This window comes from Enterococcus sp. LJL128 (assembly GCF_056924295.1).
In genome coordinates this window covers 1-18,591 of record NZ_JBXPBP010000014.1, presented here as the reverse complement: position 1 = coordinate 18,591, position 18,591 = coordinate 1, and the positions used below count along the sequence as shown (strand labels likewise).

Sequence of the window (18,591 nt, the reverse complement as noted above, 5' to 3'; positions counted from 1 at the left end):
CATGGATACATCTACAGCGCAGCTTTTCAGCGAGTTTTTAGGCACACTGATTTTGATTCTTTTAGGCGATGGTGTTTGTGCCGCAGTTAACCTAAAGAAAAGTAAAGCGGAGGCATCCGGCTGGGTTGTTATTGCAATGGGCTGGGGAGCCGCAGTTACGATGGGGGCTTATATTGCCGGCTTTATGGGACCAGCTCATTTAAATCCAGCTGTAACAATCGCTATGGCGATGACTGGCAGCTTTGAATGGGGCATGGTGATTCCGTTTATTCTAGCTCAGCTAGCTGGAGCGTTTACTGGAGCTGTCCTTGTTTGGCTGGCGTATCTGCCCCACTGGAAAGAAACCGAAGATCAGGGCGCAGTCCTAGGAACATTCGCAACTGGTCCGGCGATTCGGAATTATCCAGCAAACATGATTACTGAAATCATCGGCACATTTGTTCTTGTCCTTGGTTTACTGGCATTTTCACAAAATGATTTTGCCGCAGGAGTTAATCCAATGGTTGTGGGTATTCTAATCCTGTCTATCGGCTTATCTCTTGGCGGGCCAACAGGCTATGCAATCAATCCAGCACGGGATTTTGGTCCACGGCTGGCGCATCAGCTCTTGCCAATCTCAACAAAAGGAAGCTCAGACTGGAGTTATTCTTGGGTACCGATTATTGGACCTGTTATTGGCGCAGTGATCGCCGGAGGAATTTGGCTGATGATCGTTTAACAAAATAAAGAGTGTCTCCTATAGGAGGTTGTGAAAAAAGTGTTTAGTTCCGAGAACCAAGATTGTCAAGAAACACTACGAGGGAACTAAGTAGCTGTTGATTGATACCTACCTGGAGCTTTTCACATTTTTGAGATAGTTCGTCTTATTTCTCGAATTTCGACTTTTTGAAGTGTCCGCTAAAGTTAATTTTCTTCTAACTTTAGCGGGGACTTTATTTTTGCTTCCTACTTGCTTTGAGAAATAGTGTACAGCTGCTTGAGGATTAGTGCAAAACTGTGAGTTGAAGGGAATAAGCAGCTCCGCTGTATCTTCCCTTGACCAAAGAAGAATACCAGTCAAGATACTAAGTATGGAAAAAGGTTTAAGGAATTAATTGAAACAATTGTTAGTAAATGTTGTAGCTCATTTGTATTTTCAACCGTTAAAAATAGTGCAACGCTCTTTAAACTGTTTTTAAGGGATAAAAATGATTATTATGGTTATATATTTCTTTTGGATGAAAAGTAAATATTGTGTTTACATCGGGCATTTTTTTTTGTACTCTTAACTTGAGTTTATTTTTTTGTTGAAGGGGGAACAATGGGTGTCCTATCAAGAGATGGCATTTCTTTTTCTCGGAGGATTAGGAATTTTTCTATTCGGGATGAAGTATATGGGAGATGGTCTGCAGAAAACTGCTGGAGATTCTCTAAGAGATATTTTAAATACATTTACCTCAACACCTTTAAGAGCTGTTCTGGCAGGAATAGTTGTGACGGGAATTATTCAGTCTAGTTCCGGTACAACAGTTTTAACAGTTGGACTGGTGAGTGTGGGTTTTATGTCGCTGCGTCAGGCAATCGGAGTAATTATGGGAGCGAATGTGGGAACAACTGTAACCGCATTTATTATTGGCTTTAATTTAAGTGCCTACTCGCTGCCGATTATGGGTATAGGTTCGATTATGCTTTTCTTTTTCAAACGGGAGAAAATCAACAATATCGGTCAGATTCTGTTTGGCTTCGGCTGTTTGTTTTATGGATTAAAGCTAATGGGCAGCGGTATGGCGCCTTTACAGGAGCTGCCGCAGTTTTCAAAGCTGATGGTCGAGGTTTCTGACTATCCGATTTTAGGTGTAGGGATTGGTACCTTGCTGACGATGGTTCTGCAGAGTTCCAGTGCTACAATCGGTATTTTGCAACAATTGTATACACAAGGAAGTTTAGAAATTGGTGCGGCTCTGCCAATCTTATTTGGGGATAATATCGGCACAACAATAACAGCTGTTATTGCTGCGTTAGGAGCAAGCGTGGCGGCTAAGCGTACAGCTGCCTCTCACGTTGTCTTTAATCTTGTGGGAGCAATCATATTTACTATCTTACTTTCACCATTTACAGCGGTCGTTGTCAGCATATCAAGCATGTTTGGATTGAATCCGGCAATGCAGATTGCCGTAGCACATGGGATATTTAATGTCTCTAATCTGCTGATTCAATTCTGGTTTATCAGTAAAATTGAACTGCTGGTACGCAAGATTATTCCAGGAAGTGATAAAGAAGGAATTGACTTCAAGCCTTCTAATCTAAACGAAACGATTATTCAAAGCTCGCCTACCCTTGCCTTGAATCAAGCAAAAATTGAACTGCTCCAGATGGGTGAATACGTTGTGGGAGCATTTGAAGCAACGAAGGCTTTTTATGAAAAACAGGATAATGTGGACCGCGAAAATGCCAATCAATATGAAACGGCTATTAATGATATGGACAATCGTTTGACGGAATATTTGGTGCAGCTTTCTTCTGCAGAGCTGACTATCGCTGAGAGTCATGAGCAGACAATGATGCTGGAGTTAACTAAGGATTTGGAGCGGATAGGGGATCATTGCCGCAATATTACTCAGAATATCGATGAAGCGATTAAGCTGGAAAAGAAACAGAAGGCAAAAGACAAAAAAGCCGGCAAGCCTTCCAGTCGGGATACATTGATTCTTTATGATGAAGACTTAATTGATTTGTTCAATAAAGTATTGAAAAACATCAAAGACTCATTAACGGCGTTTGAAAATGACGATAAAACAATGGCTGAGCACATGATTGAACGAGAAGAGCAGATTGACGAGATGGTTAAACTCCTGCGGAAAAAATATATTTCAATCATGAACAGCGGAAAAGGCCGGGCGGCAGACGGCATTCTGTTTATCGACTCAGCTTCAAATCTGGAACGAATGAGCGACCGTACGATTCACATGGCTAAGTATGTACTGGGCGAGCGCTATGGGACAGAAACAATCTCTGTAGAGCAATCCATCAATCCAGTTATCAAGTTGGTTGATTAGTGTTGTATTGTGAATAATAAGAAGCAGTTGAGAGAGCTGTTTTAGTAACGGGACTATTCGGCTTTAGTACAAATAACTATACTAAGACTTGTAGAGAAGGTAATTCGATAGAATATCTTACTACTCGTCTTAGTATTTTTTTATTAGATGTGGGTTGAAAGAAGTGCTTTTTCGGGCAGGCAAAGTGAGGTAAAGTGAAAGAGGATAACCTAAACTTAAATAAATGGAGTTGAACGTAATGGAATGGATGGAACGATTAGAAAGCTCGCTGGTTTATATAGAAAAAAATCTGACTGGCATTATCGACTATAAAGAGCTGGCAACAATTGCCTGCTGCTCGGAATATCATTATCAGCGAATTTTTTCCTACATGGTAGGTGTACCATTGACGGAGTATATCCGCAGACGGCGGCTGTCTCTTGCGGGTGTGGATCTGCAAGAAGGGGCAAAGGTGATTGACACAGCAGTCAAGTATGGTTATGAATCATCAAACTCTTTTGCCAGAGCTTTCAAGAAGCTTCACGGGTTGACACCTTCACAGGCGCAAAAAGAGGGCGTACCATTAAAATCCTATCCGCGGATTAAATTCCAGATTTCAATTAAAGGAGCTGTGGAGATGGAATACCGGATTGAAAAAAAAGAGGCCTTTCGTATTGTGGGAGCAAGGCGGACTCTGTCAAAAGAAATCGAAGAAAATTTTAACGAAGTCCCTGAATTTTGGACAAAAGTAACAACAGACGGCACCTTACAGAAGCTATTTCCGTTAATGGATAGTAATCCTCAAGGCGTACAGGGCATCATGGGGATAAGTACAGGCTTTGGGGATGAAACAGCTGTTTCCGAATATTACATTGGAGTAGCCAGTGATCAAACAGTCCCGGAAGGTTTAAGCAGTTATACAGTTGAGGGATTTACATGGGCTATTTTCTCTGGTCGGGGACCAATGCCTCAAGCGATACAAGAGCTTGAAAAAAGAATTGTGACCGACTGGCTGCCTAGTTCAGGATATGAATATGCTGATGGTCCGGATATTGAATTGTATATAGAGCCGAATCCAGAAGAAGCCGCCTTTGAAGTTTGGATTCCAGTAGTGAGAGGAAACGAATGACTTAAGAGAACAATAATTGAAGGAAGGGAAGCAAAATGAAGTTTAAAGGACCGATGCTAGTAGTTAAGGATATAGAACGCACGAAGAAATTTTATACAGAGCTTCTTGGTTTGCGGGTTATTTCTGATTTAGGTGAGAATGCAACATTTACAGGCGGGTTATCCGTTCAGACGGAAAATTCATGGATGATGTTTACGAAATGTTCGCAGGATTTTTTCCGTTATCAGGGAAACGATGTGGAAATGTATTTTGAGGAAGAAGATTTCGATGGATTTATTACTAAAATAAAAAAAGCGGACATTCCGACAATAGAAGAAGCGCTGGTTATGCCTTGGGGGCAGAGAGTTGTGCGCCTATATGATCCGGATAAACACATTATTGAGGTTGGCGAAGAACTAAAGCTGATGATGAAAAGACTGCATAAAGAAGGGTATTCTGTAGAGGACTTGGTTGAAAAGACCTTTATGAAAAAAGGCATAATTGAACGAATGCTGAAAAGCTAAAGGCAAAAGCGATGCTGTCATCTTTTTTGCTGATAATCACAGCAGATAAAAAAGAACGAAATGGTGGATCATTCACTTATGATTTAGGAAACTAACACATAGGGATGATTGACAAATTTCGTTCTTTTTTTTTATCAGTTTGCGCTAATCTTGCCTAGATTCTTATTCGTCAACGCGTGTTTATCTTTAAAATCACCGATTATTGACTGTTGATAAAATGAATGAAAATCAAATAATACGGCAGCATTTTAGTCTAGTGAAGTACGTAGTGCCCATTCTTTGGCATCAACCTTTGTAAAGCTTGAATTTTCCCTACATATATCAAGCCAATCAATATGAGCTCTGATAGCCTCTTCACTTAGCCCGAGTTCTTTTTTCATCGCTACGAGCATTTTGTAAGAGGCTTTGTTTGGATTTGCAGCAGTGCTTTGTGCTGCGTAATAGTAGCGCAATAATTTTACTTCCTTACTCTCGTGCTGCTTCAACTTTTGAGAGCGCAGCTCCGAAAAATTCTCATAAGATTTTATCCTGCATAGCTCTGGCAAAATCCAGGTTTCAAAATCGGCTCCTATCTGTCTACAAATCTGCTCGATTGGTCTATTGGATGGAAGAAAGTTTTTATACCCGTCAATTTTATACATACCACCAGAATAATAGGGAGAAAGCATACCGCAATAAGGTAAAAAATCAAATTGGTTTAATTCGCATGCTTGATTGTAAATCCATTGTTTTGAAAGCTGTTCTTTTATTTCGTCTTTTTTTGAAGCGCTTATATGAAAGCGAAAACTTGCCCCAGTGCTGTTACTGTTAAACTGAGAGTTCATCATGTGAATAATTAAATACGAGTCTCCAATTTCCCGATACCATGTTAATCCGGCTGTGGAAAACCCATTTTTTTTAAGTAAAGGCTTTATTACTTGTTTTACAATAATATTGCGTTTTTCGACAGGAGTTAAACTTATTTCCCGCGCTTTTTGGTGCTGGTACGCTGCAACATCATCATCTGAGATAGCCAATTCGTTCATAATACCACTCGTATCATAAGGCAGGTATTCAGGCATTGATATGAGTTCCAAATAATAGTTTACTTTTTCTTCTTTCATCATTTTATACCCTTTCTTCAACCACATAAAACCAAAGAGAATATAACAGTAGTATAGCATATATGTTTCAAGCAAATCGTAGGCTGGAGAAAACAAGAGTATATTCAACTGATTTGTCATTATGTGGAAGCTCAATACAACTTTCACGGTTAAAAGCCTTCTTAAAGAAAACTTATGAAAGAAGAGAACAGTTATACTATTTCATTAGGGGATAATTCGATATAATGGACTATATTGATAGAACAGGAGATAACTATGGAAGCTATTTTTTATTTATCCTCAGATAAAGAAACAGAGCTGCATCTTGTGTGCTGGAAGCCTAAGCAGCAGCCAATAGGTATTGTTCAGCTAATTCACGGAATGGCTGAGTATATTGAGCGGTATACTGAATTTGCAGAGTATCTGACTCGTTTAGGTTATCTAGTTGTGGGGCATGACCATTTAGGACATGGAAAATCGGTAGATAGTAAAGAGCCTCAGCACGGCTATTTCGGCAAAGGTCGAACAGAACAGATTCTAATTGAAGATATTGATCAAGTAAGGCAATGGACACTGGGCAGATACCCAGAGCTTCCATATTTTATGCTGGGACACAGCATGGGGTCGTTTGCCTTGCGGAACTATCTGCAAAGTCATCATGAATCAGTTTCAGGCGTTGTCTTAATGGGAACCGGAACCGGCTCTGCTGCAATTCCTGCAGCCTTATCCATTACAACAGGCTTAAACAAGCTGCAGCCCAAAAAAGTAAATCAATGGCTAGATGAGTTAGCATTTGGCTCCTTTAGCAAACACTTTCCGGAAGAGAGACGCTTTAACTGGCTGAGTAAAAATCAGTTAAATGTGCAGCAATATGAAGAAGATGCTTTGACTGGCTTTACATTTACCAATAATGGATTTCATACATTGTTCCAGCTAATTCATAAGGCGAATCGTTCCGGCTGGGCAGAACGTCTACCTAAGAATTTGTCAGTTCTGGTCATCAGCGGTGAAGAGGATCCAGTCGGCGGGTATGGAAAAGGTGTGAGAAAGGTAGCTAAAACACTGAGTTCGTCCGGTATAAAGGATGTTTCTTTGGCCTTATTTACTGAGCTGCGCCACGAGATTCTTTTTGAGGACGAGAAAGAGCAGGTTTATGAGGCCATCAGCAGCTGGCTGGCTCGGCAGTTAAAGAAAAACGGGTAGTAAGTATGCGGATTTAGAAATGAACTCAATTGCTATTTCCGCCATTTTTTAATACACTGGATGAATCAGCTGAAAACTGGGATTTCAGAGCAGGGATGACACTGAAGTGATGAATTGTATCAGCAATATTCGGGAGTAATAATTATCGGGAGAATAGGAAAAAATGAAAAAGAAAGCAATTAGGGAAATTGGCGCCGCGAATTTGAATTGGCTGTTCCGACATGAAGAAATCAAGAAAAATAAAGAAGCTGAACTATATCAAGAATTATTTAACGATGTAGTTTGGAAACAGGCTGCTGTTGTAGGAATTGTTAAGTCGCTGCCGTTTGAACTGGACACCGCACCTGTAATGACGCAGGGCTGGGCTGAAGGTAAGCAGATAGTTGTACCAAAAACAACTAAAAACGGCTTGGTTTTTCATCAAATTACTGCTGAATCAGTTTTTGTTGAATCAGCTTTTGGTGTAGAAGAGCCGGCGATAGAAAAAGAAATTAAGCTGTCAGAGATTGACTTGCTGATTGTTCCAGGCTTAATTTTTAAAATTAACGGGTATCGGGTAGGCTTTGGGGGAGGTTATTACGACCGTGTGTTAAAGGATTTTCAAGGGAAAAGCTGTAGTTTGGTATTTAGCGAACAAATTCAGGAAAGCTGGCAGATTGAAGAATTTGACCAGAGAGTAGACAAACTGTTTATTCGATAAGGAGGATTTGATGGATTATCAAACAAAGATAAAAATAAAGCGAATATTTAACCAGCCATTTATCACATACGGATTATTAGTAGTTACAACTGTGTTCTTTTTGGGGATGGAGCTAACAGGTGGATCAGAAGTGAATGAAGTACTGCTGCGCTGGGGAGCAATGCAGAAGCAGTCGATTGTCCAGAATCATGAATTCTGGCGCTTTTTCACTCCGATGTTTTTACATATAGGCTGGATGCATTTTGCTGTAAACATGGTTACACTTTATTATGTAGGACGGCAGGTCGAAAATATTTACGGACATTGGCGTTATCTGGCAATTTACCTTTTAAGCGGGATAGCCGGTAATTTACTGAGTTTTGCTTTTAGTCAAGGTGCGGTTTCAGCTGGTGCCAGCACTTCGTTGTTTGGCTTGTTTGGCGCCTTTCTGATTTTAGGCAGACATTTCAGGAATGATCCTGCGATTGCTTTTATGTCGAGGCAATATGGTATTTTTATTGCCATCAACTTATTTTTTAACCTGTTCAGCCCGTCTGTAGACATCGCTGGACATATTGGCGGTTTACTTGGCGGACTTTTAACAGCGACATTTTTAGCAGTACCTAAGCGCTCGGAGTCCTTCAATATTCATGAGCGTATTATCAGTGGAATGATTTTTGTTTTTATTCTAGTAATTTGCTTTTTCTTAGGTTTTAAAAATGCTTATTAAACTGTATAATGATAAGGAAGTGCTTTGACTTGGAAACGCTATATGATGTTCAGCAGCTGTTCAAAAGATTTGGGATATACATCTATGTAGGCGCCAGAATCTATGATATTGAGTTGATGATGATTGAGCTGAAGAATCTTTATGATAGTCAGTTGGTTGATAAAGAGACCTACCTTCATGCCCGGCGAATTCTGAACCGTGAGCACAGAATTGAAGAAAATAGAACACAAGGGAAAGGGATCGAATGAAATGGATAAGAAGATTATAGGAATTGACTTAGGCGGTACCACAATCAAGTTCGCGATTTTAACGCTGGATGGAGAAATTCAGCAAAAATGGAGCATTGAAACAAACATTCTAGATGACGGAACTCATATCGTACCTGATATCATTGCGTCGATCAACCATCGTATTTCTCTTTATGGAATGGACAAATCTGATTTTGTCGGCATCGGTATGGGAACTCCAGGCAGCGTAGACATCGAAGCTGGTACCGTAGTAGGCGCCTACAATCTAAACTGGATAACAGTTCAGCCAGTGAAAGAGCTGATTGAAGCCGGCACAGGAATTCCTTATACTGTAGATAATGATGCAAATGTGGCTGCGCTGGGGGAACGCTGGAAAGGCGCTGGTGAAAATGATGCAAATGTGGCTTTCATTACTTTGGGTACAGGTGTCGGTGGCGGTATTATTGCAGAAGGTCAGCTGCTGCACGGAACAGCTGGCTGTGCAGGAGAAATCGGGCATGCAACTGTTGATCCTGAAGGTTTTCAATGTACCTGCGGTAAGCGGGGCTGTCTGGAAACGGTAGCCAGTGCGACAGGTGTTGTTAGATTGGCAAGAAAACTATCAGAAGAATATGCTGGAGATTCTGAACTGAAACAGATGATTGATGATGGTCAGGCTGTTAGCAGTAAAGATGTGTTTGAATACGCTGAAAAGGGCGATGCATTTGCTTTGATGGTTGTTGATAAGGTATGCTTCTATCTTGGATTGGCTTTAGGGAACATTGGAAATATTCTGAATCCTTCGTCAATCGTCATCGGTGGCGGCGTTTCAGCAGCAGGCGAATTTTTAAGAAGCCGTGTTGAGAACTATTTCAATGAATTTACCTTCCCGCAGGTTCGGGAAAGTACAAAAATAAAATTAGCTATATTAGGAAATGAAGCCGGTGTAGTAGGTGCTGCTTCTCTGGCATTAAAATTTAACGAAGAGTAAGAGAGGGTTTTTAGATGTCTGTGTTAATGGTTTTGAATATTATTTTAGGTGCAATTCTTTTGATGATGGTTGGAAATGTGCTGTACACATTTATTTTAGGAAAGACAACAGCTAAACTGCTGACAGATGATGAATTTAAAGAAGGAATGAGAAAAGCACAGGTAATCGATGTGAGAGAAAAAGATTCCTTTGATGCTGGGCATATTTTAGGTGCCCGCAATGTACCGTCTTCTCAATTAAAAACCGGTATGCAGTCGATTCGTAAAGATCAGCCGGTCTATCTTTATGACCAGCGGCGTTCAACTAGCCTGCGTGTTGCTCGCAAGTTGAAGAAAGCCGGTTATCAAGAATTGTATGTGCTAAAAGAAGGATACGACAATTGGACAGGTAAAATTAAAAAGAAAAATACTATATAAAAGGCTCTATATCAAATCTTGTTAATAGAACAAAAATCTGGAAAAATTGTAAAACTTGGAACAAAAAGCAGGAAACTTCTGGTTTTGTTTCAGGTTTTTCTATTTGAAAGGAAACTCTGTCAATTAGCTGAGCTGCTAAGCTTTGCTTTATCTGGAGTAATCGCAGAGTTAGGTCTAGTCACCTGATAGCCTGTCTATAGGTGGAAAATCTCTATTCAATGATTCAAATAAATGGCTCTATTTCCATGCAATCCCTGCTTGTGCATCATTTGATTGGAACGGAGCGAGTTAATCTTTTTAAGGACTACTTATCGAAGCTACGCCCACTATTTTACTAGCAGCTTTTAGATAGAGAGAAATTGTTAGTTAGCTATAGAACCTAAAAAAGCAAGGAAGGCTGCTTTCTCTGTTTTTTTTACTAAAGGGGTTGCAGACTTCTTTTACCTGCAGCGATACTCGAAAGAAAAATTTCCAAATAGAAATAGTTTTCTTTTTATTATTTTAAGATACAATGGAAGAGGGGGATCGTTATGATTTATCTGAAAAGAGCGTATGAAAAACCGGAAGCAGAAGATGGCTGTCGTGTTTTAGTTGACCGTCTGTGGCCCAGAGGGGTGTCCAAAGAAAAGGCGCAGATTGACTATTGGCTGAAAGCAGCAGCTCCCAGTAAGGAATTAAGGCAATGGTTTAATCACGATCCTGAGAAATTTAGCGAATTTAAAGAGAAATACAAAGTAGAACTTAAAGAAAACCCGGTAGTAGTTGAACAGCTGTTGGAGCTGACAAAAAAAGAAAAGGTTACTCTTATTTATGGAGCGAAAAATAAAAAAATGAATAATGCTGTGGTTTTAAAAGAAGTTATCGAAAACCTAGTGAGTTAATTTTCCAGAAAGATTCGGGAGCAACTCCTATATTTCGCGCCTAGGCTATGTGGAAGCAGGCTGCTAATTGTAAGAAATTTAGCCGATTTTTGTTTAGCATTAATGAAAAGTTTATCCTATTTATATAAGCGTAATGAGAAGAAAGGAGGAATGAGATGAAGCTTGTGATAGTCGGCGGCGGTCCTAGAGGCTTGTCTGCTTTGGAACGAATTGTTGAGCGTTCGAGAGATGTCAAAAACTTAAAAATCACGATGTTTGATCCTTATGGACCCGGAGGGAAAATCTGGCGGCAGGATCAGCCGCTGTCTCTAAAAATGAATACAGTGGCTTGTCAGGTCACTTTATTTACAGATGAAACCCTGGGTACAGATGGACCAGTAGCGAAAGGTCCTAATCTTTATGAGTGGGCGCGGGATTACGCCGAAGAATTTATTCAGGAGGAGCTTAGCGGTGCGTTAGCCTTTATCAATGAAGCTCGAAATTTAGGGCCGAATGATCATTGCTCCAGAGCTTTTTATGGCGTGTATCAGCGTTGGTTCTACAAATATATTCGAACGAGAATGACGGAGCAAACCTCTGTCACCTTCTTTAATGATACCGTTCGTGCAGTTCGAAAAGCGGAAGAAGGATTTCTTGTATACACACAATCAGTAGAGATTACAGCAGATAAAGTGGTCTTGGCTCTTGGTCATCAAGAGGTTGAAGGGACAGCCGCTGAGAAGGAGCTAGCTGCCTATGCAGCAGAACATCGTCTATTTTATTCACAACCGAAGAATGCTGCAGATAACTTCTTTGATGCTGTTAAGCCCAGACAGACAGTGCTGTTAAAAGGTTTAGGTCTATCCTTTTTTGATTATATGAACATGCTGACTGTCAATCGCGGTGGTACTTTCCGGCGGAAAAATGGCCAGCTGGATTACCTGCCCTCCGGGAATGAGCCCCTGATTGTGGCTGGTTCCGGCAGAGGCTTTCCTTATCATGCCCGTGGTGTCAATCAAAAATCCTATGGGGAACAGTATCAGCCACGCTTTCTCAAACAGAAGAATTTGAATAAATGGAAACGAAAAGGCAGCTTTCCAGCGGAAGAATTTTTTTATTTGTTAAAAAAAGAAGTAGAATTTGTTTACTATTCAGCCTTAATCAAGGAGAAGTATCCTGAAATCAATCAAAAGCGGTTTGCAGAGGAGTACATCCGAAAAAAAGGAGACAGCACAGTCATCAGTAAATATGCAATTTCAGAAGAGGATTATTGGGACTGGTCTAAAATTGAGCACCCAGATCAGGGCTTGTCTTCTTACAAGAATTTTTCAGAAGCCGTTTTAAACTACGTTCTTCATGATGCCGGAGAGGCCCGAAAAGGGAATATCGATGGTCCTCTAAGCAGTGCGTTCGACAGTTTGAAGGATATGCGGGATCAGGTCCGTTTTATGCTGGATCATCAGCTGTTCACAGAAAAAGAGTACAAAGAGCAGTTTTTGGAAAAATTCATTTCCTTAGATTCCTTTTTGTCTATTGGTCCTCCTTTAGAACGAATGGAGGAGCTTTCGGCTTTGTTGAAGGCTGGTGTAGTAACAATTCTGGCGCCGGAAATGAAGATAGACATGAAGGACGGACGATTTATTGGTTATTCAGCAAATGATCCTGAAAAAAAATACGATGCATTCTTTTTGATGGAAGCGAGAATTCCTTCTATTGATGTGAAAAGAAGTGTTAGTCCGCTGATGCAGCAGCTGCTTAAAGAAAAGGTTGGCAGACGTCATCGATTAACCATCGATGGAGAAGCTCACTATACAGGAGCAATTGATGTAGAAGCGGTTTCTAATCAGCTGATTGATGGAGAAGGAAAGGTTGTTCCAGGTTTATTCTGTTATGGGATTCCTACAGAAGGGATTCATTGGCTAACAGCCGCTACCTCCAGACCGGGAACGGACCCATGGAATCTGCGGGAAGCAGATTGTATTGCCGCACGCATCTTGAAAGAATATTTAGCATGAGGAATTAGAAATTAGAACAGCTGAACAGCGCAGATTGTTTGAGCGCTTGCTCGTGAGGCTGGGTATCAGCCAGAGGTCTTCCTCACAACCGCTTAGTATTCCTTTATTTACGACTGGAAAAGTTTATAATCCCTTTAATAAAAAAAGCCAAAGATTTCTCTAGATGAAAGAGAAGTCTTTGGCTTTTTTTATGTATTTCTTTAGCGGGAAACGCGTTTACGCATAGCTTTCTTGCGGTTTTCTTCAATCATGTTTTCTTTTTCTTCGATTGGATCAATCACTGTTTTTTTAACTGTTAGAGCAAGACCAGCAACTGCTGCGCAAGTGACTGCAGTTCCAACTAATAGGCCAGAAACAAATTTTTTCATAAATTCCATCTCCTCGTTATAAATGATTCTTCTCTTACTATTATGAAGCAAAAGATCAAAAAAGCCAACTGTTATGTAAAGTAGCGGAATATATATTTCTCCATCAATTGATTAAAAATACAACAGCACAATGACGGTGGCAGCTGGTTCTTCTTTGATATGGTTATTCCATTAGTGCAGGCAGCTCCTATTTCTTTAGTGAATATGTGCTTGAGGAATGAAATTAATCAGGAAAAATGAGATAATTCCTTATGAATGATGGAATGGGAAGGGAAAGAAAATAATGAAGCTAGAACAAGCAATCAAACAATTCAATGATTCAGCAATTCAGCTGGGCGGATGGATGGAGCTGGACCGTTTATACTTAACAAATCGAATCCTTGAATGGGTCGGTGGATATTCAGACGAAAAAACAGTTTTTTCTGAGGCGGCTGAAACACCTATACAGTTATTCCTTTTGATTGCAGTAAAAAATAAAAAAATAGCGGATACAGACTGGGAAAAAAATCAGCTGCAGAAAAAATTTCAAGAGCTGCTGACACCGCCTCCCTCTGTTGTTAATGCACTTTTCGCTCAATATTATGCGAAAAAGCCAGCTGATGCAACAGAATATTTTTATAACCTGTGTTGTCAAACGGGCTATGTCGCTCCACTAGAGCGGTCAGCAGCTCCTCAGAATTTTTTAGGAGCAGAATGCAGTGAATTAACCGAAACAGCAGAGGAGCGAATGAGCGGATTTTTCAGTCTGTTTCATAAAAAACAGCCGAATCCCAGCTGTTATCACTGCTTTGAAAACGAAGGATTCAATGGAGAAAGCTCAGTAGAAACAGCAGCCAGCCGTTTGATTCGGATGAACCTTCAAGGAGAAAGCTGGGGCTTCCATTATAGTCCTGCTGCACAATTTCCAGAACAGTTTTATATTTCCTCGGAGGAGCATAAACCTTTGGTTTGGGGGACAGCAGCAGTTCAGCGTATGCTAGACATCTTAGACATATTTCCTCATTACTTTATTTCATTTGATGGGGAAACTAGGGAATCCCATGGCTATTATCAGGGCGGAGCTGCTTCTTTGCCTAGTCTGGCTGTCGAGGCAGAAACGTTTATTGAACGAGAGGAGTACCCATTGCTTAATATAGGTGTAGTTCCGGGGCTTTTTCCTGCTGTTCAGCTGCAGGGGCCTGATAAGAATGAACTAATTGAGAGTATCTTGTTTCTAACTTCTCAATGGAAAAATTTCAAAAAAGGAGCAGGAAGTAAGCCTGTGATAGTTGGTCGAAAGAGAGAAAACAACTACACCTTCAATTTGTTCTTTATTAATCGGACCCAGGTGCCCGTTATTGATGACTGTTTAGCCGTTGGTGAAAATCTTGTTCCGCTATTGTCGGGAAAGGTTGTTTTTCGCTCAGGTAAGATGAAATCTGGAGAAATAGCAGAACAGCTGCAACAGGCGGTGGACTGTCTGTCGCCATTTGAAAAGAATCATGAAGTTGCTTCACTCATTCAATTTTTGCATACGCTGGAAGATTAAAGACAGAAAGCAGGTAAAAAATGAAGATTGGAAAATCATATGGCTACCCGATTCTGCTTGCGGGATTGGCCTATGTTAGTTGTCTATGAGGATACTTGCTTTTTCAGCCGCTTATTCGGGAATCAAATGGAACAGAAACCAACACGTCCGCTGCTCTTTATTCAACAGAGGAGCAGTTAGCCATCCTGCAGAACTTCCCGAAGCTTTACCAAGCGTTGGAAGAACCGAAGGCACAACAGCTATTCATTATTCCGGGTTTATTAACTACAAAGACCCTAAGCAGTAATCAAAATCAGACTGCTTCTGTTTGTAATGAGATGGATCAGCAAGGTGTTGCGGTTACGGAAAATTATCTAATTGTTAGTGCGTATTGTCATGATAAAAAACATAATTCTGTATTGTATGTATTAGATAAATCCAGTGGAAGCTACCTTAAAACGATTGTGCTTCAGGGCAAGCCTCATGTGGGTGGAATATCCTATGACTCGGAATTTCAAAATCTTTGGATTTGCGCTCGAAAAGACAATCAGGCACAATTAGTAGCTGTTCAGTTAAGAAATCTGGAAGCATATGATTTTTCCAAAAGCAGCCAGCCAATAGCCTATGATCAGTCTGTTCTTTTACTGGAAATCAAGCGGGCCTCTTTTGTGACCTGGCATCAGCAGCACCTGTATGTTGGCTATTTTGATGAGAATAGAGATGGGGTTATTGAGAAATACGCACTGGATAATCGAGGTGCCTTTAAAACAGGCAGTCAAGGACAGATTCATGTGAAGCATAAAACTAAGATTTCTCCTATTCAATCAGCCCTGATTGATCAGCGAATCCAAGGAGCAGCATTCTACAAGGATTACCTGCTATTGTCTCAGTCTAATGGCGGCAGAAACCCGTCAAAGCTGATTATTTTAGAGGATTATGTTGAAGGAGAGGTATTTATTGATCAAGAAACAGCACCGAGTATTGACATGCCGGAGCGGATGGAGCAGATTGCCAGCGATGGAAAATATCTTTATACGGTTTACGAATCTTCAAGCAGCTTTTTTAGGAAATTTACAAAAAATAAAGTCGATCGTATACTGAAGCTCGAATTGTCCGAACTAATAAAAAAATAACTGTTCTTCTTTTGTTAGTAATGTTATACTAATTTGGTAACATTATTTAAAAGGAGAGAACAATGAAAAAGAAAGCGTATCGAAACACACCAGCCTTTTCATTTATGAGCTGGGGGTCATTTGCCTTTTTTGTGGCATTAATGTTGATTGGATTATACACATTGAAAGAGCCTTTGATGGTAAAAGGCTACTACTTGATGGGATCAGTGGGATTGATTTCTTCTTCCTTTACTCTGGCTAAGGTCATCAGAGATAATCAGGAAGATGAGGAGCGGTACAAGCAAATGTTCCGTGCAATGGATGATTCTATCAAAAATGAAGATGGTTCTATCTAAATCACAGATAATCTGAGAGACGGGGAAAGAAGCATCACATCTTTAACAAAACAAATAGGAATACTTTTAGTGCAACAAGGCTATAAGGGAGGATTCTGATTTGTTTTGGTCTGCGGCGTTTGCTGCAGCTTGGATGTGGCGGCTGCTTCTACCCGTCTTTTTTGTTTTGTATAAATTTAAAATTCTGAAATGCCAGTCAGATGGGTGTTTCAGAATTTTTTTCAAAAAATCTCATTTTTTGTTTTTTTTACAAGGGATAAAAAAATAAAGTCTCATTTTCTTTGATAATAATTTAAAATATTGATACATTGTTTGATATTTTATTTGTTATAATTATATATCTAAATGCATTGAAGCAAGTCAAAGAGTAAGATTCCGCTCTGTGTTCTAATAAAAGATAGTAGTGTTGGTACTTTATTGAAAGGTTAATGACTACTATTGTAAGCATTTAGACAGACAAAGGAGAAAAATAAAAAGGAGTGATTCAATGTTTCTCACCGCAGAGTATAAAAAGAAGAGAGACGACTATCAGCTGCTAAAAACTGAGCTGGACTTGTTCCAACAGCAGCATACAGAGAAGCAAACACAGATAAATGATTGTTTAAATCAGGCAAAAAGCAGTCTTTCTGGTGTTTCAGAGGGCAGCGGGACACCGAATGAGGCGACAATTAATAAGGCAGAAGAATTATTTTCAGAGCTGCAGCTATTGCTGAATGCATTGAGTAGAAGAAACAGCAGTATTAAGAACGGCACGACCGTTGCTCAACAAAAATATGAGCACTATAACACCTTGTATCAAGCAGAAAAAGCGAGAGAACATGCGCATTTTGAAGCGGAACGGCAAAGGCTGCTGAATCCAACACCCTCTGACCGTAAAGCTGATACACAGGATTTCTTTAATAGAAATAATCAGATTATGAATCCAAAATGGTAAATAGTAGAGGAGGAAAGCAATGGAAAAATTAATCATTAAAGAAGGTGAATTAGTACAGGCAACGGCGCTGGCGGAGTCAGCAAAGGCTGATATTAAGCATGCGCTGAGCGCAGCTAAATCACTGGCAGGCAGCACAACAAGCTGGCAGGGAGAAGCGAAAAATACATATGCCATGTATTTGGATATTTTGTCTCAGAATCATGAAGAAGTAGCTGAGATGATTCAGGATTTTCACAGTGCCTTAAAAAAGCTGGATGAAGATTGTAAGGTCTTTGACAGCGGCGATATGGCAGAAATCAGAGGAATATGAGGAGGGAAAAGAATGCTGTTGACGAAAGAAGCGTTGCTCATACTGACAGATACGGTGGGTCATGATGAGCTGTTTGGCTTTCCTGACCTGACTTTTTACCGAATGAATCAAAAACAATTCCATCAGCAGGGGTTAAAGGAGTTAAGGAGGCATCAGCTGCTGGATGAAGAAGAACAGTTAACGGACGAAGGTTTCTTTCTCGCATTGTTAGTGGAAAAATATGGTGATGCTGAACAATATATTTCTATCGGAAATCGTTATTTTATCGCACTACTGGAAGAGTGCATTCTACTGGAAAAAACAGAGACAGGCTATCTGTTCCAGCTGTTCAGACCAGAGGAGCTATTGAGCTACCTGTATGTTCATTTTACAATTTTTGCTCGGGAGCCCTTAGAAGAAGAAGCAGGCTTCCGCAGCAGAAGGGCCCGCATTGATTTGACTGAGCTGGAGCAGGAAGATATTTCTCATCTTCTGCCGATTGGTTCTATTGAACGGACAGAAACAGAAATAAAGAAGGTAGAGTTTGTCCTGTTTATTTCTGACGGATTGCTTTATCGCTTACAGGAGGGCAAATTAAAACGAATAAGTCAGTACTGGTTGACTAAATGGCTGGTTGACCGCTTAGGGATTACCTACGAACTGGAAGATGAGACAAGAAAAAGGGGGTTGTCTAATTGGTAAGTGCATCCGTATCCGTTAATCCGGAGGAGCTTTCCGGACTTGTAACACAGCTGCAGCAAATTACGCAGCAATTGAATGAGGCAGCGGGAAAGCTGTCTTCTTTGAATAATAGCGCTTATTATGAAGGCGGTGACGGCCAGATGATGGTTGAGCTGTTTCAAGCCTATTCTTCGGTTCGTGTAGAAGAGCTAGCAACGCATTACCAGCGTTTAGCGGAGTATGTCACCTTCGTTTCTGAGACTTCAGTAGCTGCAGACCAGCTGTTAAAGAAGAAAAGTCAGGAAGCGATGGCAGGCTTTGAACGTGAAAGAAATGAACGCTTACATCCGAATTTTAATCAGAAAAAATCAGCACCGGAAGGTTTGGCAGGAATTCAAAAGCAGCAGAATGATATCCTGCGCCCTTTTGGCTAAAAAAGGAGGAAAAGGTTGGATATAAAGTATAATGCAGCAGATTGGCAGGCGTTGAGCGAGG

21 protein-coding genes are annotated in these 18,591 nt (G+C 40.4%); 19 read left to right on the top strand and 2 right to left on the bottom strand.

Annotation, left to right across the window (positions count from 1 at the left end):
- Position 1: 1 nt before the first annotated feature.
- From AC1Z3K_RS14525 to AC1Z3K_RS14510, 4 genes are all read left to right on the top strand, one after another.
- Positions 2 to 718, top strand: a complete 717-nt coding sequence (locus AC1Z3K_RS14525; RefSeq protein WP_461733090.1) for an MIP/aquaporin family protein — start codon at positions 2 to 4, stop codon at positions 716 to 718.
- 586 nt (positions 719 to 1,304) lie between these two features.
- The gene (locus AC1Z3K_RS14520) at positions 1,305 to 3,035 is read left to right on the top strand and encodes a Na/Pi cotransporter family protein (protein WP_461733089.1); all 1,731 of its coding nucleotides are present in this window, start codon (positions 1,305 to 1,307) and stop codon (positions 3,033 to 3,035) included.
- A gap of 238 nt (positions 3,036 to 3,273) precedes the next feature.
- Positions 3,274 to 4,143 carry an AraC family transcriptional regulator gene (locus AC1Z3K_RS14515; protein ID WP_461733088.1) on the top strand — a complete coding sequence of 290 codons (870 nt, stop codon included), beginning with the start codon at positions 3,274 to 3,276 and terminating at the stop codon, positions 4,141 to 4,143.
- 35 nt (positions 4,144 to 4,178) lie between these two features.
- Positions 4,179 to 4,646 (top strand): VOC family protein, encoded by a 468-nt coding sequence (locus AC1Z3K_RS14510; RefSeq protein WP_426084654.1) that lies wholly within the window; start codon positions 4,179 to 4,181, stop codon positions 4,644 to 4,646.
- A 248-nt stretch (positions 4,647 to 4,894) separates the two neighbouring features.
- Here AC1Z3K_RS14510 and AC1Z3K_RS14505 read toward each other — a convergent pair whose 3' ends face one another.
- Complete coding sequence (locus tag AC1Z3K_RS14505) at positions 4,895 to 5,752, bottom strand: DUF4304 domain-containing protein (RefSeq protein WP_461733087.1); 858 nt, start codon at positions 5,750 to 5,752, stop codon at positions 4,895 to 4,897.
- 252 nt (positions 5,753 to 6,004) lie between these two features.
- Here AC1Z3K_RS14505 and AC1Z3K_RS14500 point away from each other — a divergent pair, with 252 nt between their 5' ends.
- From AC1Z3K_RS14500 to AC1Z3K_RS14465, 8 genes are all read left to right on the top strand, one after another.
- Positions 6,005 to 6,931: an alpha/beta fold hydrolase gene (locus AC1Z3K_RS14500; RefSeq protein ID WP_461733086.1), complete on the top strand. Its 927-nt coding sequence runs from the start codon at positions 6,005 to 6,007 to the stop codon at positions 6,929 to 6,931.
- A 163-nt stretch (positions 6,932 to 7,094) separates the two neighbouring features.
- Positions 7,095 to 7,631, top strand: a complete 537-nt coding sequence (locus AC1Z3K_RS14495) for a 5-formyltetrahydrofolate cyclo-ligase (RefSeq protein WP_461733085.1) — start codon at positions 7,095 to 7,097, stop codon at positions 7,629 to 7,631.
- 10 nt (positions 7,632 to 7,641) lie between these two features.
- Complete coding sequence (locus AC1Z3K_RS14490) at positions 7,642 to 8,340, top strand: rhomboid family intramembrane serine protease (protein ID WP_461733084.1); 699 nt, start codon at positions 7,642 to 7,644, stop codon at positions 8,338 to 8,340.
- A 29-nt stretch (positions 8,341 to 8,369) separates the two neighbouring features.
- A complete protein-coding gene (locus AC1Z3K_RS14485; RefSeq protein ID WP_426084659.1) occupies positions 8,370 to 8,588 on the top strand; it encodes a YqgQ family protein in 219 nt (72 codons plus the stop codon).
- A 1-nt stretch (position 8,589) separates the two neighbouring features.
- Positions 8,590 to 9,558, top strand: coding sequence for an ROK family glucokinase (locus AC1Z3K_RS14480; RefSeq protein WP_426084660.1), 969 nt, complete (start codon positions 8,590 to 8,592; stop codon positions 9,556 to 9,558).
- A 14-nt stretch (positions 9,559 to 9,572) separates the two neighbouring features.
- Positions 9,573 to 9,974 (top strand): rhodanese-like domain-containing protein, encoded by a 402-nt coding sequence (locus AC1Z3K_RS14475; protein ID WP_426084661.1) that lies wholly within the window; start codon positions 9,573 to 9,575, stop codon positions 9,972 to 9,974.
- 530 nt (positions 9,975 to 10,504) lie between these two features.
- Entirely contained in the window at positions 10,505 to 10,855 is a 351-nt protein-coding gene (locus AC1Z3K_RS14470) for a DUF488 domain-containing protein (protein ID WP_426084662.1), read from the top strand.
- A gap of 155 nt (positions 10,856 to 11,010) precedes the next feature.
- Positions 11,011 to 12,849, top strand: coding sequence for an FAD/NAD(P)-binding protein (locus AC1Z3K_RS14465; RefSeq protein WP_461733083.1), 1,839 nt, complete (start codon positions 11,011 to 11,013; stop codon positions 12,847 to 12,849).
- Between the two features lie 200 nt (positions 12,850 to 13,049).
- Here the strand turns inward: AC1Z3K_RS14465 and AC1Z3K_RS14460 are convergent, their stop codons facing one another.
- A complete protein-coding gene (locus AC1Z3K_RS14460) occupies positions 13,050 to 13,217 on the bottom strand; it encodes a DUF3042 family protein (protein WP_426084664.1) in 168 nt (55 codons plus the stop codon).
- 283 nt (positions 13,218 to 13,500) lie between these two features.
- Here AC1Z3K_RS14460 and AC1Z3K_RS14455 point away from each other — a divergent pair, with 283 nt between their 5' ends.
- From AC1Z3K_RS14455 to AC1Z3K_RS14425, 7 genes are all read left to right on the top strand, one after another.
- The gene (locus tag AC1Z3K_RS14455; RefSeq protein WP_461733082.1) at positions 13,501 to 14,745 is read left to right on the top strand and encodes a hypothetical protein; all 1,245 of its coding nucleotides are present in this window, start codon (positions 13,501 to 13,503) and stop codon (positions 14,743 to 14,745) included.
- A 95-nt stretch (positions 14,746 to 14,840) separates the two neighbouring features.
- Positions 14,841 to 15,857, top strand: coding sequence for a YncE family protein (locus tag AC1Z3K_RS14450; protein WP_461733081.1), 1,017 nt, complete (start codon positions 14,841 to 14,843; stop codon positions 15,855 to 15,857).
- 62 nt (positions 15,858 to 15,919) lie between these two features.
- Positions 15,920 to 16,192, top strand: coding sequence for a YiaA/YiaB family inner membrane protein (locus tag AC1Z3K_RS14445; protein WP_426084667.1), 273 nt, complete (start codon positions 15,920 to 15,922; stop codon positions 16,190 to 16,192).
- A gap of 487 nt (positions 16,193 to 16,679) precedes the next feature.
- A complete protein-coding gene (locus AC1Z3K_RS14440) occupies positions 16,680 to 17,126 on the top strand; it encodes a hypothetical protein (RefSeq protein WP_461733080.1) in 447 nt (148 codons plus the stop codon).
- A gap of 19 nt (positions 17,127 to 17,145) precedes the next feature.
- Positions 17,146 to 17,436: a hypothetical protein gene (locus AC1Z3K_RS14435; protein ID WP_426084669.1), complete on the top strand. Its 291-nt coding sequence runs from the start codon at positions 17,146 to 17,148 to the stop codon at positions 17,434 to 17,436.
- Positions 17,437 to 17,448: 12 nt separating this feature from the next.
- Positions 17,449 to 18,117, top strand: coding sequence for a DUF5081 family protein (locus tag AC1Z3K_RS14430; protein ID WP_426084670.1), 669 nt, complete (start codon positions 17,449 to 17,451; stop codon positions 18,115 to 18,117).
- Entirely contained in the window at positions 18,111 to 18,530 is a 420-nt protein-coding gene (locus AC1Z3K_RS14425) for a hypothetical protein (RefSeq protein WP_426084671.1), read from the top strand. Before AC1Z3K_RS14430 ends, AC1Z3K_RS14425 begins: the two co-directional genes overlap by 7 nt.
- The last annotated feature ends 61 nt before the right edge of the window (positions 18,531 to 18,591 follow it).